General features: G+C 65.1%; 11 protein-coding genes. 3 read left to right on the top strand and 8 right to left on the bottom strand.

Annotated features, from left to right (window positions below; genetic code table 11):
• Positions 1-9: 9 nt before the first annotated feature.
• The 8 genes from NZK81_RS18380 to NZK81_RS18345 form a co-directional block, all read right to left on the bottom strand.
• Positions 10-1,473, bottom strand: a complete 1,464-nt coding sequence (locus NZK81_RS18380) for an efflux transporter outer membrane subunit (RefSeq protein WP_260047548.1) — start codon at positions 1,471-1,473, stop codon at positions 10-12.
• Positions 1,474-1,487: 14 nt separating this feature from the next.
• Positions 1,488-4,673 carry an efflux RND transporter permease subunit gene (locus NZK81_RS18375; RefSeq protein WP_260047547.1) on the bottom strand — a complete coding sequence of 1,062 codons (3,186 nt, stop codon included), beginning with the start codon at positions 4,671-4,673 and terminating at the stop codon, positions 1,488-1,490.
• A 58-nt stretch (positions 4,674-4,731) separates the two neighbouring features.
• Positions 4,732-6,021, bottom strand: coding sequence for an efflux RND transporter periplasmic adaptor subunit (locus NZK81_RS18370; protein WP_419181716.1), 1,290 nt, complete (start codon positions 6,019-6,021; stop codon positions 4,732-4,734).
• Entirely contained in the window at positions 6,018-6,425 is a 408-nt protein-coding gene (locus NZK81_RS18365; protein ID WP_260047546.1) for a hypothetical protein, read from the bottom strand. The genes NZK81_RS18370 and NZK81_RS18365 overlap by 4 nt, the downstream gene beginning before the upstream one ends.
• Positions 6,426-6,846: 421 nt before the next feature.
• Positions 6,847-7,458 carry a TetR/AcrR family transcriptional regulator gene (locus tag NZK81_RS18360; RefSeq protein ID WP_260047545.1) on the bottom strand — a complete coding sequence of 204 codons (612 nt, stop codon included), beginning with the start codon at positions 7,456-7,458 and terminating at the stop codon, positions 6,847-6,849.
• 271 nt (positions 7,459-7,729) lie between these two features.
• A complete protein-coding gene (locus NZK81_RS18355) occupies positions 7,730-8,893 on the bottom strand; it encodes a pyridoxal phosphate-dependent aminotransferase (protein WP_260047588.1) in 1,164 nt (387 codons plus the stop codon).
• Between the two features lie 58 nt (positions 8,894-8,951).
• Complete coding sequence (locus NZK81_RS18350) at positions 8,952-9,767, bottom strand: sulfite exporter TauE/SafE family protein (RefSeq protein ID WP_419181718.1); 816 nt, start codon at positions 9,765-9,767, stop codon at positions 8,952-8,954.
• 109 nt (positions 9,768-9,876) lie between these two features.
• Complete coding sequence (locus NZK81_RS18345) at positions 9,877-12,522, bottom strand: TonB-dependent receptor plug domain-containing protein (protein WP_260047543.1); 2,646 nt, start codon at positions 12,520-12,522, stop codon at positions 9,877-9,879.
• A gap of 709 nt (positions 12,523-13,231) precedes the next feature.
• On the opposite strand from NZK81_RS18345, the gene NZK81_RS18340 reads away from it, so the two are divergent.
• The 3 genes from NZK81_RS18340 (at position 13,232) to NZK81_RS18330 (ending at position 16,875) form a co-directional block, all read left to right on the top strand.
• Positions 13,232-13,897 carry a response regulator gene (locus NZK81_RS18340; protein ID WP_260047542.1) on the top strand — a complete coding sequence of 222 codons (666 nt, stop codon included), beginning with the start codon at positions 13,232-13,234 and terminating at the stop codon, positions 13,895-13,897.
• A gap of 7 nt (positions 13,898-13,904) precedes the next feature.
• Positions 13,905-15,452, top strand: coding sequence for a sensor histidine kinase (locus NZK81_RS18335; RefSeq protein WP_260047541.1), 1,548 nt, complete (start codon positions 13,905-13,907; stop codon positions 15,450-15,452).
• 85 nt (positions 15,453-15,537) lie between these two features.
• Positions 15,538-16,875, top strand: coding sequence for a dicarboxylate/amino acid:cation symporter (locus NZK81_RS18330; RefSeq protein ID WP_260047540.1), 1,338 nt, complete (start codon positions 15,538-15,540; stop codon positions 16,873-16,875).
• Positions 16,876-16,888: the final 13 nt, after the last annotated feature.

The following is a 16,888-nucleotide window of genomic DNA, read 5'->3' as shown; positions in this document are numbered from 1 at the left end:
TGCAAGAAGTCAGCCCACCGGACTTTCGCCCGCGCCTGCCGTCACGGAACGGGTCGCCACCGGCGTCTTGTCCCGCCACGTGCCGCCCAGAGCACGGAACAGGTCCACTTGCGCGAAGGCCACGTCGCGCGTCGCCTGCGCATAAGTGGATTCCGATTGCGCCAGCGTGCGCTGCGCATCGAGCACGGCGAGCGCATCGATCTGCCCCCGGCCCTGACGCGCGATGCTGACTTTCGCCGCGCGCCCCGCCGCATCGCGCGCGGACCCGAGCCGCTCCTTGCGCAACAACGCGTTGCGATAGGCGGACAGGGCCGTCTCGGTCTCCTCCAGAGCCCTCAGCACGGTGCCGTCGAAAGTGGCGAGATCGGCCTGCACATCCGCCCGGGCGGCGCCAATGCGCGCGCGGATGGCTTCCTGGTTCGGGAAGGCCCAGGAGATCAGCGGCCCCACCAGCCAGCGCAGCGGTCCCGCGCCGAACACGTCGGTCGCGCCGACCGCTGTCGTGCCGACCGACCCGCCCAGCGTGATCTTCGGATAGAGGTCCGCCGTCGCCACGCCGATCCGCGCCGTATCGGCGGCAAGGCGCCTTTCGGCAGCCTTCACGTCGGGACGGCGGGCAAGGAGCGTGCGTCCGTCGCCGACCGGGATCGGCTGAGCCACGTCGGGCGTTGTCGTCCGTTCCCGCACCGCCGCCGGAAGATCCTGCGGCGTGCGCCCGGTCAGTGTCGCGAGACGGAACAGCGCGGCATCGCGCGTGGCCTGCAGCGAGGGAATTTCCGCCGCCTGCTGGTCGCGCAGCTGCATGAGGCGGATCACGTCCAGACGTTCGTTGAGGCCGCGCTCGAACCGGGCGCTGGTGATCCGCACCGAGCGGTCCAGCAAGTCCACCGTGCGGTGCGCCACGGCCAGCTGTTCCGCCGCGCTGGTGGCATCGACATAGGCCCGGACGGTATCCGCGACCACGGTCACGCGCACCGCATCGGCATTTTCGCGCGCGGCGCCCAGATCGGCGCGCGAAGCCTCGATACCGCGCCGGACGCGGCCGAACAGATCGAGTTCGTAGCTGACGGCCAGTTGCCCGTCGACCGTCCGGCCTTCCCTGTCCGTCCCCGGCGGGACCTGGCTCTCGGCGGCGCGGCCGTACGTGCCAGAGCCGCTGATCGCGGTTTGCGGCAAGGCATCGGAACGCGCGCCGCGAAGGCTCGCCCGGGCCCGCTCGATCCGGGCCACCGCCACACGCACATCGGTGTTGGCCGCCAGCGCATCGACGACCAGTCCGTTCAGCACCGGATCGTCGTAGAGCCGCCACCAGTGATCGTCCGGCGACGTGGTGACGACTTCGGGCGATGTACTTCCCGCGAAGGGCGCGTCTCCCGCAGCCGGCAGGGCCGGCGCGACGTAGTCGGGGCCGGCAGCGCAGGCTGCGAGGCTGGTCGCGGCAAGCAGCGCCGCGACGAGGTTTCGCATTTTCATCGCTTCTTTCCCTTTCATTCCGCGGGCTGCAAGGCGTGGCTGGGACGGCTTGGGCCGGAGTCTCTCCGCCGCAACCGGGCCGCGAGCTTGCGGCACACGACATAGAACGTCGGCGTGAAGAGCAGGCCGAAGACCGTCACGCCCGTCATGCCGAAGAACACCGCCGTGCCCAGCGCCTGCCGCAGCTCCGCGCCCGCGCCCGTGGCAATCACCAGCGGCACCGTGCCGAGGATGAAGGCGAAGCTGGTCATCAGGATCGGGCGCAACCGGGTACGGGCCGCATAGACGGCGGCTTCCACCGTCGACATGCCGCGCTCGTCCTCGGCCTGCTTGGCGAATTCGACCACGAGGATCGCATTCTTGGCGGCCAGCGCGATGAGCACGACGAGACCGATCTGCGTCAGGATGTTGTTGTCCATCCCCCTCAGGTTCACGCCCAGCATGGCCGCGAACAGGCACATCGGCACGATCAGGATGATCGCCAGCGGCAGCGTCAGGCTCTCGTACTGCGCGGCGAGCACGAGGAAGACGAAGAGCACCGCCATGCCGAACACCACGCCCGCGGTATTGCCCGCCGTCGACTGCTGGTAGGCAATGCCAGTCCACTCGTGATCGTAGCCGGCCGGCAGCGTATCGTCGGCGATCCGTTCCATGGTCGCCAGCGCTTGCCCTGTGGAGAAGCCGGGTGCCACACTGCCGTCGACCTCGATCGCCCTCTGCAGGTTATAGCGCACCACGCGGTAAGGCCCGGTCTTGTCCTGGAAAGTGGCCACCGAACCGATCGGCACCATGGCCCCGGAGTTCGAGCGGGTCTTCAGGTTGGCGATGTCCGCCGTCGTGCCCCGGTAGGGCGCATCCGCCTGCGCAGTGACGCGATATGTGCGCCCCAGCAGGTTGAAGTCGTTGACGAATGCCGAACCGAGATAGACCTGCAAGGCCTCGAACACCCGTTCCGGCGGGACACCCAGCAAGTCGGCCTTGCGCCGGTCGACATCGGCATAGACGCGCGGCGTGTTCATGTTGAACAGGGTATAGACCTGCCGCAGTTCGGGCGACTGGTTGGCCTGCGCCAGCATCGGACCGGCAGCCTTGGCAAGCTCGGCATAGCCGCGCCCGTTCTTGTCCTCCACGATCATCCGGTAGCCGCCCGGAGGGACAATGCCATTGATGGTCGGCGGCGGCAGCAGGATCACATGCCCCTTGTCGAACCCCGCCAGCGCGGCATGCGCCTGCTGCATGATGCCTTCATAGGTCGCACCCAGTTTCTTGCGTTCCTCGAAGCTCTTGAAGGGGAAGTAGATCGCGGCGGCATCGGGCGTCTGCGTACGCGACGGACCGTGGAGCCCGGCGAACATCACCGCCCCGCGCAGGCCCTTGATCGGCAGGATGCGCTTCGCCACGTCCTGCATCGCCTCGTCCGTGCGCGAGAGCGAAGAGCCCGGCGGCAGGAAGACGGCGGCAAGGAAGTAGCCCTGGTCCTGCTGTGGCACAAAGCCGGTCGGCGTCGCCCAGAACAGGCCCACAGTCGCGGCGATGAGCCCTCCGTAAGTCGCCATCATCCGTAGCGGGCGCTTCACCAGCCGCAGCGTCAGCTTCGCATAGGCCTCGCTCATGCGCTCGAAGCCATGGTTGAAGCGATCTCCCGCATTCTGCAGGAACCGCTTCCAGCGCGGCGCATCGTCCGGCACGTCGTGGCGTTCGCGCAGCAGGATCGCGCCCAGAGCCGGCGAAAGGGTGAGCGAAAGCAGCAGCGAAATCACCGTCGCGGTCGAGATGGTGACGGCGAACTGCTTGTAGAATTCACCCGAGATGCCGGAAATGAACAGCGTCGGCACGAAGACCGCGCAAAGCACGAGCACGATGGCGACAAGCGCGCCGGAAACTTCGTCCATCGAGCGCCGGGCCGCCTCGATCGGCGTCATCCCCTCCTCGATGTAGCGCTCGACGTTCTCGACCACGACGATCGCGTCGTCGACGACGATGCCGATCGCCAGCACGAGCCCGAACAGCGAGAGGTTGTTGAGCGAATAGCCCGTCGCCGCCAGCATCACCGCCGTGCCGACCAGCGAGACCGGGATGGCAATGATCGGGATGATCGCCGCGCGCCAATTCTGCAGGAACACAAGGATGACCAGCACCACCAGCACCACCGCTTCGAACAGCGTCTGGTACACCGCGTCGATCGACTGGCCGATGAACTCGGTCGGGTTGTAGATCACGCTGTATTCGAGGCCCTGCGGGAAAGACGTGGCGAGATCGTCCATCTCGGCCCGCACCGCCTGCGCCGCCTCGAGGGCGTTGGAACCCGGGCGCTGCAGGACCGCGATGACCACGGTCGGCTTGCCCGAAAGGTAGGTGTTGGTGCCATAGTCCTGCGCGCCCAGCTCCACGCGGGCGACATCGCGCACGCGCACCTGCCGGCCATCCGGATCGGTGCGGACCACGACGTTGGCGAACTGCTCGGGCGTCTTGAGGCGCCCCTGCATCTCGACGCCGATCTGATAGGCATTGCCCTGGTCGAACGGCGGCTGGCCCAGCGCACCGGCGGAAACCTGCACGTTCTGCGCGCGCAGTGCCTGAACGATCTCGCCCGCGGTCAGGTCGAGAGCGGCGGCCTTGCCCGGATCGATCCAGATGCGCATACCATAGTCACGCGCACCGAACAGGCGGACATCGCCCACGCCATCAAGCCGCGCCAGCTTGTCCTTCACCTGCGTGAGTGCATAGTTGGAGATGTAGTCGCGATCGAGCGAACCGTCGGGCGACTGCAGGTTCACGACCATCAGGAAGTCCGGCGAGGACTTGCGGGTCACCACGCCCAGACGCTGCACTTCCTCCGGCAGGCGCGGCGTGGCCACCGCCACCCGGTTCTGCACGAGGACCTGCGCCTCGTCTAGATCGGTGCCGATCTTGAACGTGACGGTGATGATGACCTTGCCGTCTCCGGTCGACTGCGAGCCCATGTAGAGCATGTTGTCGACGCCGTTGATCTCCTGTTCGATCGGTGCGGCGACGGTATCGGCCACGGTCTCGGCGGAAGCGCCCGGATATTGCGCGCTCACCGTCACCGTGGGCGGGACGATGTCGGGGTACTGGGTGATGGGAAGGCCGATGAACGCGAGCGCCCCCACCACGGTGATGATCACCGCGATGACGCCCGCGAAAATCGGCCGGTCGATGAAGAACCGGGAAAATCGCATGGATATGTGCCCCTGAGTTGGCGGCGACCGGCGGACGGACGCCTCCGTTACGGGTGAATCAGTTGGCCAGGGTCGCCTGTGCGGCCACCGGCTCGGACGGTCCGGCGGGAACCGCGCCCGGCGCCTTTTCCGTCGCGGGGTCCACCGCGATCGTGCCGCGGCTGGTCTGAACCTTAGCCCCGGCAACGGCGCCCTGATAGTTCGAGACCACGATCCTGTCGGCAGGCGTCAGGCCCGAACGGATCACGCGCAGGCCGCCCACCATCGGGCCGAGATCGACCGGCTTGGCGTCAACCATGCCGTCCTTGCCGACAGTGAGCACGATCTTGCGCGCCTGGTCGGAATGGACGGCATCGTCGGGCACCAGCATGGCCTTGACGGTGCCGCTGTCGGCTAGGCGCATGTTGCCGAACATGCCCGGCGTCAGGAAGCCGTCGGGATTGTCGAGCACGGCGCGCACGCGAATGGTCCCCGAGCGCGGATCGAGCCCGTTGTCGGTGAAGTCGAGCTTGCCGGTCCAGCGGTAGGCCGTCTCGTCCTGCAGGCGCACCTGCACGTCGGCCGGGGCCTTTTTCCCGGCCCGGTCGCGCTGGGTCTTGAGGAACAGCGCCTCCGAAGCGTCGAACGTGAAGTAGATCGGATCGACGGCGTTGATCGTCGTCAGCAGAGTGGCATTGGCGCCGCTATCGCCCGAGACGAGGTTGCCGACATCCACGCGGCGATCCGAAATCCGCCCCGAGATCGGCGCGCGGACAGTCGCGAACTCGACATCGAGCGCACGCTGGCGTTCGCGCGCCTGCGCGGCAGCCAGCGCGGCCGACGCCGAGCGGACGCGCGTGCGCAATTGATCGACCTCGCTCGCGGCAATGGCCTCGTCGCCTGTGAGACCGGCTACGCGGCCGTAGTCAGACTTGGCCAGTGCCAGTGCACTGCGCGCTGCGGCGACATCGGCCTGCGTTTCGGCCAGGGCGGCCCGATAGGGACGCGGGTCGACCGTGAACAAGGGCTGCCCCTTGCGGACGAAATCGCCATCCCGGAAGTGGATGCGCGTGATCGCACCCGAGACACGCGGGCGGACTTCCACCGTCTTGCTCGGCGCGAAGCGGCCCACGTAGTCGTCCCACTCGGTCACGTCGCGCACCAGCGGATACGCGGCCTGAACAGTGGGAACCGGCGGCGGCACCGCTTCAGCAGCGGTGCCATGGAACAGCTTCCAGCCGATGCCCGCCGCCGCCAATGCCGCAATCGCGACAATCGCCACGTTGCGGCGATGCGGGCGGCGTTCGCGCGTTTCGGCAATTTCCGCCACGCTCGCTTCAGGCGTTTCGATGGCTGTCGAATAGTTCACGCGGAAAGCCTCCGGAAAGGCGCGCGCAGGCGCCCGATAGTGTCGAGGACGGCACCGACCTGGTGCTCGCTGAACCCTGCGGCCAGGGCCTCCTCCTGCGCGGAGACCGGCAGGTTGTAGCCATGGTGCCAGGCCTGCACCGCAAGCCGGCGCAGGCTTTCCAGGCGTTCGTTGGCCAGCATCGGCGACGCCGGCATCGGGCCCAGGATCAGACGCGCGAACCAGCCCCGCGTGCGCGGTGGACGCAAGGTTTCGAGATCATCCTCGCGGGCCAGTTCGATGACGCGGCGCTCGAGTGCCGTCAGCGCATCGACAATGGGCGACGCCCGATGTTCGGCCGCCATGCTGGCGACCGAAGCCAAAGGCGTCCCCGGCTCTGCATCCTTGAAATCGATGAAGGCCATGTTTCGTTACTCCAGGAAGGACCCGGCGCGCGCCCCGAGGCGGGAGGGGGGAAGGACGCGCGCCGGGACGATTTCCGGCGCAAGGGTGCCGGAAAATCGGGGGGCACAGCCAGCCACGCGCACGGGCGATAGCCCCGGCGTGGCTGGCTGCTTCGAGTTCGTGTTGTCAGGAACCACCTGCGGGGACAGGCGGCACCGAAATCAGCCAGCCAGAACCGGCACGGGGTTTTCAGTCATTCGACCTCCAGCGCCGATTTGGAAGGCTTTGTTCTATACCGATTGGTATATATTTGTTTGCCGCAGTGCGTCAAGGCTGTTTCTGTACCAATCGGTACATTGGTGCGGGACCGTCGGTTTCAAGAGGTTGAACGGAAGATGAATAAATTTTCATCGCCGCGTCCGACGCGGCGCATAAAGCCGCCTAGCGGCTGGGCCACATCGTCAGGAACGTGTCGACGACGTGGCTCAGATCCTCGCGATCCGCGCCACCCTGCGCCTTGACCGCAATGCCCTGCATGACCGTGGTAAGGCATTGCGCGAGCGCCTTGGCGTCGACGCTTTCGGGCAAGTCGCCTTCCGCCCTGGCCCGTTCGAAGCGGGCGACCAGCGCGGCCTCGGACGAAGCGCGCCGGGCAATGACTTCCTCGCGAATCGCGGGCGATTCCGTGGAGCAGGCGACCGTGCTCATGATACCGAGGCATCCTTGCGGGTCGCTGGAACCGCAATGCGTGTCGAGCGCGCCATTCAGCAGGCGCTGGGCAACGCCGCGCGCTGTCGGCGCATCGTTCGCGGCCTGGATGTAGCAGAGCTTTTCGCGCTCATAGAGGTCCAGCGCCTTCTTGAAGAGCGCTTCCTTGTTGCCGAAGCACGCATAAAGGCTGGGTTTGGTAATGCCCATCGCCTCGGTCAGCTCGACCATCGACGCGCCTTCGTAGCCACGCTCCCAGAACACGCGAAGCGCGCTGGCAAGCGCCTGCTCGGGATCGAATTCCCGAGGGCGACCACGTGTCTTGGAGGAAGCCGAACATTCCATACCGACCGGTATGTAGTCACAGGTGCACACTGCGTCCAGTGTAACCCGATCGTCATGTGCGCAAGAAACGATGCAATATCCGGAATTGCATGGAATAATGCATGCCACGTGCGGAGGCGAAAACCGCGGCGCCGGGAAGCAAGGACAGAAGAAACGACAACGGGCAGGGCAAGGGTGTCTTCCCTGCGCCCTGCCCGATCAGATCGTCGGCGCGGCGAAGTTGCCCGGAGCGCGAAACCGCGCCCCGGGCATGACCTTCACCCCCCCGGCGTCAGGCCATCAGCACCTTGTCGACGGCCAGGCAGAACTTCTGCATCTCTTCGGCCGAACCTACCGTAATGCGCGACATCTGCGGATAAGCGGTCCAGGACCGGCCGATCTGCACGCCCTGCCCTAGCAAGGCCGCCATCATTTCCTTGGGCGTCCTGTCCTTCCATTCGACCATGAACATGTTCGCGTGGCTACCCGGGATCACCTTGAGACCGCGCTTCTGGAGGTGGGCGATGGCCATCTCGCGCGCGGACACCATCTGCGCGGCGCGCGCCTTGATCTGGGCAGCAAGCGGAACCGACGCGGTACCGCAGGCAACGGCGGTCATCGGCAGCATGTTCGTCACCTGCCCGCCGTCATAGCGCATCATCCTCTTATGAAGCTCCGGCGCCGCGAAGGTCAGTCCCAGACGCATGCCGGCCATGCCGAACAGCTTCGAGAACGTGCGCATCACGATCACGTCGTCGCGTTCCACCGCAAGCTGAGCCGCGCGCGGCGTGTCGGACCAGTGAACATAGGCCTCGTCCACCAGCAGCACCGCATCCTTGGGCTTGTTCTCGGCCAGCCAGCGCAGGTCCTCGATCGGGGTGATCGTGCCGGTCGGGTTGTTGGGCGAGCAGACGTAATAGAGGCCCGCATTGGGATCGGCCGTCAGCATGGCCTTCACGTCGTGGCGATAGTCGGAGGTAAGCGGAACCTTGGTCACCTTGGCGCCGATCCATGCGCCGGTACGCCAGATCGATTCGTAGGTCGGATCGGCAGTAACGATACCGCGCTTGGGCGAAGAGAACGTGATCGGCGTACGGGCCAGCGGATCACTCGAACCCGGCCATGCGAGAATGCGGTCCACCGGCACGCCTTCGACTTCGGACACGGCCGCGAAGAGCTTGGCGTGCTCGTCGTCGGGCTCGTAGCGGTTACCCTGGGCGACGATCAGCATTGCCGCCTCCGCACCGGCGGGAAGCGGCCCCGTCCAGCACTCGTTGGAACCGATGCGCACCGCACCGGCCACGGCCTTGGCGGACTGCTGCGCGAAGACCGACTCGGCGTTGCCCGCCAGAGCGAGGCCACCACCGAGCAGGGCCGCGATCCGGCCAAGCTGCCGGCGCGAGTAACCGCGCCCGATGAGTTCTTCAGCAACCTCGCTGTTTTCGATACGCTCCATGACACTGGTTTCCTGAACCTGCATTTGCACACTCCTTCCCGAAACTGTGCGCCGGCCCTCAGACCTTGAGCGCATTGCGAAACATGACGACGGCAATAACGATGAGATAGACGCCGAAAACGCGCTTCAAGACGCTGGGCGGCAGCGAATGGGCCGCCGCCACGCCCAGCGGAGCGGTCAGGATCGACATCGAGGCGATCGCCGCCGTCGCAGGCAGATTTACAAAGCCCAGCGAGCCCCAGGGCAAGCCGTGCTCGCGCAGGCCGATGATGGCGAAACCGATGGCGCTGGGGATCGCGATCAGCGTTCCCACGCCCGATGCGGTCCCTACCGCGCGATGGATCGGGCGGCCGCACAGCGTCATCACCATGATCGCGATCGTGCCGCCGCCGATGCCGAGCAGCGAGGAAAACGTGCCGAGGCCGCCAGCGATGCCCATGCGCAGCACCCCGCTCGGCATCTGGTCGGTCAGCGACTTGTCGCCGATGCGCGGCAGCAGGAAGTGGAGCGACATCAGCAGGACGCCGGTGGCGAAGATCATGGTCAGCATCTTGCCGTCGACATGGCTGGCGAGCAAGACGCCCACCCCGTCGCCGAGCACGATCCAGGGCGCCCAGCTCTTCAGAATTTCAAAATCGACCGCGCCGCGCTTGTTGTGGCTCATGACCGAGCGGATCGATGTGACGATGATGGTCGCGGCTGAGGTGCCGATGGCGACGTGGGCATACTGGGCGTGATCGCCGCCCAGCAGCGGAAGCATGAGCAAGAGCGCAGGCACGACCACAAATCCGCCGCCGATACCGAACACGCCGCCGGCGAAACCCGCCAACAGCCCGGCACCCAGAAGCCCGACAGCCGGAATCAACCAATCCATTGAAGTCATGAGCACAAAGAACTCTCCGCGTGTGAATACATGCGTAATTCAAAAAAGGATGGGCACCACCTTTGAATAAATCCGAAGGTGGCGCCCATTTAGTCTGCCGTCAGAACTTCACACCGACCCGCGCGTAGTAGTATCCACCGTTGATCCCGAAAGGCGAGACCGTGGGGTAGACACTGGAAGCAAACCTGCTCGAACCCGACGCCTCGTAAGCGGCGCGGAAGTTCTCGTAGGATGTCTTCGTCGGGTAGTGATTGAACAGGTTGTTGGCGCCGACCGAAATCTTGAGAGCCTCGGTCGGTTTGAAGCCCACTTCGATGTCGGTGATGAACGAAGCCTTCACCGGGATCGGAATGGACTGGCCGGCCAGCGGGCTGCCGCCCGGCGCGGTGCTGAGGCTGGAGACCTTCGAATAGTAGCTCTCGCGCAGGTTCAGGCTGAACATGCTCGATTCCCAGTACATGCCGAGCGTGGCCCGAACCTTGGGCGTGCTCTTTTCCAGCGTCCAGACCGCGAACTTGTCGATCAGCGCCGTGGCCGTCGGGTCCACGGTGCTGGTGTAGAGCGCGGAAGGCAGCCCCGCGATCGAGTCGACCTTGTTCTCGTTGTAGTTGGCCGTGAGGCTCCAGTTGATGTCGCCGATGCCGGTGGGCATGTCGTACTTCGCCGTGAAGTCGATGCCGCGCGTCGTCATGTCGGCACCGTTGGCGAAGGTCTGGATGCGCACCGTGCCGCTCAGGTTGCGGTCGACGCCGGTGGCATCGATCAGCACGTAGCTCGGGATCGTCCCGCCCAGCGCCGAGGAAACCGCGTCGTAGACGGCCTGCTGGTTGTAGATGTTGTAGGCATCCGCATTGTAGGGAATGCAGCTCGCCGCGTTGGAGCCGGTGTAGCCCTCGGGGCAGTACTGGCCGTTGAAGCCGTAGAACGAACCCGTGATGAGGATGCGGTCGCGGATCTTGATCCAGTAGCCGTCGAGCGTGAAGCTCAGGCGCGAGGTCGGCGTGAAGACGACACCGGCGCTGAAGTTCGTCGACTTTTCAGGTTTCAGGCCGCCAAAGCCCAGCGAAGCCGCCGCGGCGGAGTTGGCCGGAAGCACGCCGCCGACCGAGTTCGGACCGACCGAAATACCCGAATAGAAGCCCTCGCCCGGCGTCGGAGCGCGGAAGCCCGTGGATGCCGTGCCGCGGATCGCGAACGTCGGCGTGATGTCGTAGCGGCTGGTGAGCTTGAACACCGTGGTATCGCCAAAGTCGCTGTAGTGCTCGTGGCGAACCGCACCGTCGACGAGCCAGTCGGGGTTCGGATTGAACGAGACGTCGAGATACTGCGAGAAGTTGGTGCGGCGGTGATTGCCGGCATTGGCCGGCGCATAGCCGAAGAACGACTGCGCGCCGCTGCCATAGTAGGATGCCGGATCGCCATCCGTGATACCGTAAGTGTCGCGGCGCCACTCGATGCCGCCGGCAAGGTTCAGCGGCGAAGAGAGGCCGATGTCGACCGGCAGCGTCAGATCCAGCGTATTGGTCCACTGCGAGGCCTTGAAGTCGCCGTTGTGGAACTCGGTCGGCGTGAAGCCGGTATCCCGGTAGAGCGAGGAGTTGCCCGAATTCTCCACATAGACGCCGACCAGGTCATGACCGTAGGTCGAGGCAACATCGAACCCGAGTTCGCCGATCATGCCCTTGAAGCCGCCCGTCACCGACCAGTCCGTCTCGCGCACGGCCTCCAGCGGCGAGAAGCCGGTGGGGTAGAACGGAACGCCATCGGAATCGGTGATAATGCCGGGCGTACGATAGTTTTCGTAGGCGCGGGCATATTTGTGGCCGTAGCTGCCGAAGCTGTAGAGTTCGAAATCGCCGAACCGGTAACCAGCGTTGTACATCACCGAGGTCTGGTTGACGTAGGGATCGCCCAGAATGCGGTTGACGTAGGGATAGTGCGCCTGATTGACCGCGTCGGGATACTTGGAAAGGTTGGCCGCGGCGACCGAGTTGTCGCCGAACACGCGCGGATCGACATCGCCGCGGAAGCTGAAGCCCTTCTTCTTCTTCTGGACCGTCACATTGAAGTAGGAGTCCTCGATCGGCGCGAAACCGACATTGCCCGAGATGCTGTAGGTATCGCCGCCACCATCGAAATACTGGCCCGCGGTGCCGACAATGCTGCCGCCGTATTCGGAATCCTTGAGAATGATGTTGATGACGCCGGCGATGGCGTCGGTACCGTACTGCGCGGCCGCGCCATCCTGCAGGACTTCGATGTGATCGATCGCGGCCGTCGGGATGAAGCTCATGTCCGGCGCGGCGCTGCCGCCGTAAGGACCACCCGCGATCGATATGTTGGCGGTGCCATGGCGACGCTTGCCATTGATCAGGACCAGCGTGTGGTTCGGGCTCAGGCCGCGCAGCTTCATCTGCAGGTTCATTGCCTGCATGTCGCCGCCGAAGGATTGCGCCTGAATCGAAGGCAGGCTCTGCGCCAGGCTCTGGATGAGGTCCGGCTGGCCGGTGCGCGCAAGGGCCTCGGAATCCATGAGCTGGATCGGCGCCGGGCTGTCCGCCGCCTTCATGCCGGTGGTGCGGGTACCCGTAACAATGATCGATTCACCCACATCGTCATCGGAAGCGGCGGCGGCTTCGGCCCCGCCCGCAACCATAGTCCCTGCACTTTGCGCGAATGCCGGCTGCGCACATACGCAAAGCGCGACGGCAAGTGCGGCAATCGATGTCGTTTCCCTGTACTTCATCTGGATCAGCCCCCTCTATTGGACGAAAGTTCTTTTGTCGGGCCCCTCCCTTGAGATCCGGGTTATTTTTTCTCACGAAACCAATATGTTGATGGCAACCAGAACCTGCGCACCCTCACAGTCGCAACGTCCGAAACAGAGCACGCGCCATCGTTCCCGCAAGCAGCCTGCGCGATGCAGGCCACTGCGGCGGCATTTCATTCACAATTCACTTCGCTACTTTCCGGCGCTGCGGCGTTAACCCCGCACGCCGGAGACATTCATGCCCGCAATGCACCCGCGCCGGACGCGACCCTGCATCCGGAACAGGCCGGCCCCGAGCCGGCATACGACTGAAGACTGAAACTCGAAGGCGGCGAAACTACGCGACCGGACTGGCTAACCATTGGTCCCCCTTTTCAACCGTAAGCACCCTTGCCGCACCCGCCGGCGAACCGACATACCGCAAGGGCCGTGACCCGTCTGGATCGTGCGAGCTTTCCACCAGACATGGAAAAGTTAGGGTGGACGACCTGTCATCAAGCTGTCACTCTCCCAACCGGATTTGAAAAGAAATTACGGGTCAGCGACAGCTTGATGACAGGTTTTCACCAAACAGTGTCGAATCAAGAAATATTAGAGTCACAGATGATACAATGACCGCGCCGCGGGGGCGGTTCGGTCATGCGCGACGGAGGGGATGCCGCAACTCGGTACGGGGAGCGACTTGTTGCGTATTCTGATCGTGGAAGATGACCGCAGCCTTGCGCGCGGTATGGAAGCTTCGATGGCGACGGCAGGTTTCGCCATGGATTTCGTGTCGACCGGGGAAGAGGCGATCGAGGTGCTCTCGACCGAGCCCTACAACCTCGTGATCCTGGACCTCGGGTTGCCCGACATGGACGGCCTCGAAGTGCTGAGCCGCCTGCGCCGCCGGGAAATACAGACTCCGATTCTGATCCTGACCGCGCGCGACGCGGTGAACGACCGTATCGAGGGACTGGACCGCGGCGCCGACGATTACCTGTCGAAACCATTTCATCCCCGCGAGCTGGAATCGCGCGCGCGCGCCCTCATCCGTCGCAGTCTGGGCACGCCGGATCCGGTACTGCGCGTCGGCGAACTTATCTTCGATCGTTCGACGCGGACCGTGCAGCTCAAGCGCGCCGTCGTCGAGCTGCGCCGCCGCGAACTGGCCGTGCTCGAAACCCTGATGGGCCGGCCCGGCAAGGTGGTCACACGCGAATGCCTGACGGCGGAAGTCTTCAACTTCGCCGACGCCGTCGCCCCCAATGCCCTGGACGTCTATGTCGGGCGGCTCCGGCGCAAACTGATGCCTGACGGCCCCGTCATCCGCACGGTCAGGGGCCTGGGCTACGTTCTGGAGGGCAACTGACCCGCCAATGAAGTCGTTGCGTGCACGGTTGACCGCTGCGGTCATGATGCCACTGCTCGCATTGGCCGTGACCTTCGGCGGGATCACCTGCTGGATGATCCACAGAACGCTCTCGACCACGTCCGACCGCATACTCGTCGGGTCGGTCACCATGATCAGCCGCGCGATCAACACCGACGGCGATCTGCACAGACAACTGCTCCCGCTCGCCGTGCACCTGCTGCAGAGCCGCACGACTCCGGTATCCCACTACAGCGTCTACGACGGCACGCGCCTTCTCGCCGGCACGGCCTGGCTCGTCCCGCCGGACGACTACGGCCGGCAGCCGGCATCGCAATTGCCTCTTCATGCCCCCGCCAGCTTTCCCAAGAGCTATCGCGATACCATGCTGGTGCGCGGCTATGTCGACGCGCAGGATGCCGAAGGCGTCATCCAGCCCGCCTATCTGCGCGACGCCGTGCTGGAAGGCAGGCCGGTGCGCATCGCCACGGAAATTCGCGTCCTGCATCGCTCGGCAAGGCCGGTCGTGATCCAGGTCGCCGATTTCCTCGACGACCGCCAGGCCTACGAGCAGATCTATTTCCTGCGCGTTCTGGGTGCCGGCATTCTGGTGGCGATGATCGCCGTGCTCCTGTTCTATGGCGCCATCACCTGGGGACTGCGGCCGTTCGCCGCGCTGACGGCCCAGATCGACAATACGCGCCGACACCCCGTGTCGCATGTAAGGCTCACGCTTGCAGACGATGTCCCGCGCGAAGCCGGGCTGCTCGTCAACGCGTTCAACGACCTGATGGAACGCACGGAACGCGCCACCGATTCGCTGCGCCAGTTCACCGCCAACGCATCCCACCAGCTTCGCACCCCGCTCGCCATCGTGCGCGTCAATGTCGATGTGCTGGGACGCCATGGCCCTTCGTCGCCCCAGGGAGCAACGGCGCTGGCGGACATCGCCGCCGCCGTCGATTCGCTCGAACGCCTTTTGACGCAGCTGATCGCGCTCGCGCGGATGGACGAACAGGGACAGGAAATGACCCGGCTGAACCCTTTCGACCTGACGGATATCGCCGCAAATGCGGTATCCAACCGGGTCACCCACGCCGATGCCGCAAACATGGACATTGGCTTCGAGACCGACGGCTGTCCGGTCGTGGCGCTCGGCGACGAGATGCTGGCGGCGGAGATGATCAGCAATCTTCTCGACAATGCCATCCGCTACAACCGGAGCGACGGCACGGTCACCGTGCGCACCCTCGTCCGCGATGGCGTGCCGATCGTGGAAGTCGAAGACGACGGCCCCGGCATCGCGCCGGCAGACCGGGAAAAGGTATGGGAACGCTTCTATCGCGCGCCCGGCGCGGACGCGCCACAAGGCAGCGGTCTCGGGCTGCCGATCGTTCGCGCGCTCGGCATGCGCATGGGGGCCCGCGTGACCCTGACCGAAGGGGAGAACGGGAAAGGCGTGAAGGCCATCATCGTCTTTCGCCCGGTAGAAAGCCAGACGGACAGCCTGCCCGATACTTATTTTCCGCCCGTCGCAAAGATGACAGCTTACTGACAGGGTTCCTGCAGCAATCAAGGCTGCCAACAATTCGACAGGTCAATTCCAACAGCCGTCGTGGAAACAGGATGACGATTGCCACATGAGGCGACCAGCATTCCCGACCAGGCCTCCCGAGGGGCCGACAACGGACCAGATGCTTCCGGCTGGCCGCTGGCTGCGGCTGCAACCGCATATTCTTCTCTTCGCCGGTTTCGCCATCGGCGCCAGTTCCGGCACGCTCGTCGAATTCTACGCGCCCAATCATCCACTGACGTTCCAGTTTCTGACGTGGGTGATCCGGCCGGTGGAGCAGGTGTTCCTGAGCGTGCTGTTCCTGCTGATCGCACCGCTGCTGTTCTCCGCCATCGTCAGCGGACTTTCACGTATCCGCGGGAACGCCGGCATGCCCGGACTTCTGGCCACCACGCTGGCCTACATGCTGGCGGTCTCGGCCGCAGCCGCGCTGATCGGACTGGCCATGGCCAACCTGTTCCGGCCGGGTGACGGCATCCCTCCGGAAGTCGGCCAGCAACTGGTCTCGCCCCACGTTCCGCCCCTTGCCGTGAACCTGATGAACCTCGTGCCCAGCTACCGCTCGGTGAACGGCTGGATTCTCGCCATGGTCATCCTCTCGTTCGCGATCGGCATGGCGCTTCCCCTGCTGCGCAAGCAAAGCGGCAACCTGCTGCTGGCGGCTTGCGAACAGCTGTTCGCGATCGGCATGCGGATCGTGACGCTGGTGACCCGTTTCGCGCCGGTCGCGGTGGCCTGCTTCATGTTCGACATGACCGTGATGTTCGGCTGGCACCTGCTGATCTATCTCAGCGCCTACGTGGTCGTCGTCATCGCGGCGCTGGCGCTGCAGATCGTCATCACCTTCTTCATCGTCGTGTGGATGCGCGGCGATCTGGCACCCTCGACGTTCCTTCGCAGCGTCCAGGAAGCCGCGCTGATCGCCTTCAGCACGTCGTCATCCAACGCCACGCTGCCCACCGCGCTCAAGGTGGCGGAAATCGACCTCGGCCTGCCCGGCAGAGTGGTCAGGCCCGTCCTCGGCCTCGGCACCGTCTCCAACCAGAGCGGCACCGCCATCTACATCGCGGTGACCGTGCTGTTCGTCGGACAGTTCTTCGGCATGGATCTTTCGCTCGACCGGCAGGCGCTGGTCTTCGCGATAGCCACGCTGGCCGGCATGGGCACGATGGGCGTGCCCGCCGGCGCCCTGCCGGCAGTCGCCACCGTGCTGGCCCTGACCGGACTGCCGCCGGAAGGCATCGGCCTCGTGATCGGCGTCGACCGGTTGCTCGACATGTTCCGCACCCTCGTCAACGTCGTCGGCGACCTTGCCATTTCCGTTGCGATATCGCGCGAATCGGTCGTTTCCCCGCGCGAAGTGTCCTCCGGCGATACCGCGATCGCCAGTCACGACCTTCCCTAGGACAGCTTCGCTA

Source organism: Novosphingobium mangrovisedimenti (assembly GCF_025153475.1).
Classification (GTDB): Bacteria; Pseudomonadota; Alphaproteobacteria; order Sphingomonadales; family Sphingomonadaceae; genus Novosphingobium; species Novosphingobium mangrovi_A.
This window is presented reverse-complemented; position numbering and strand designations above follow the sequence as displayed.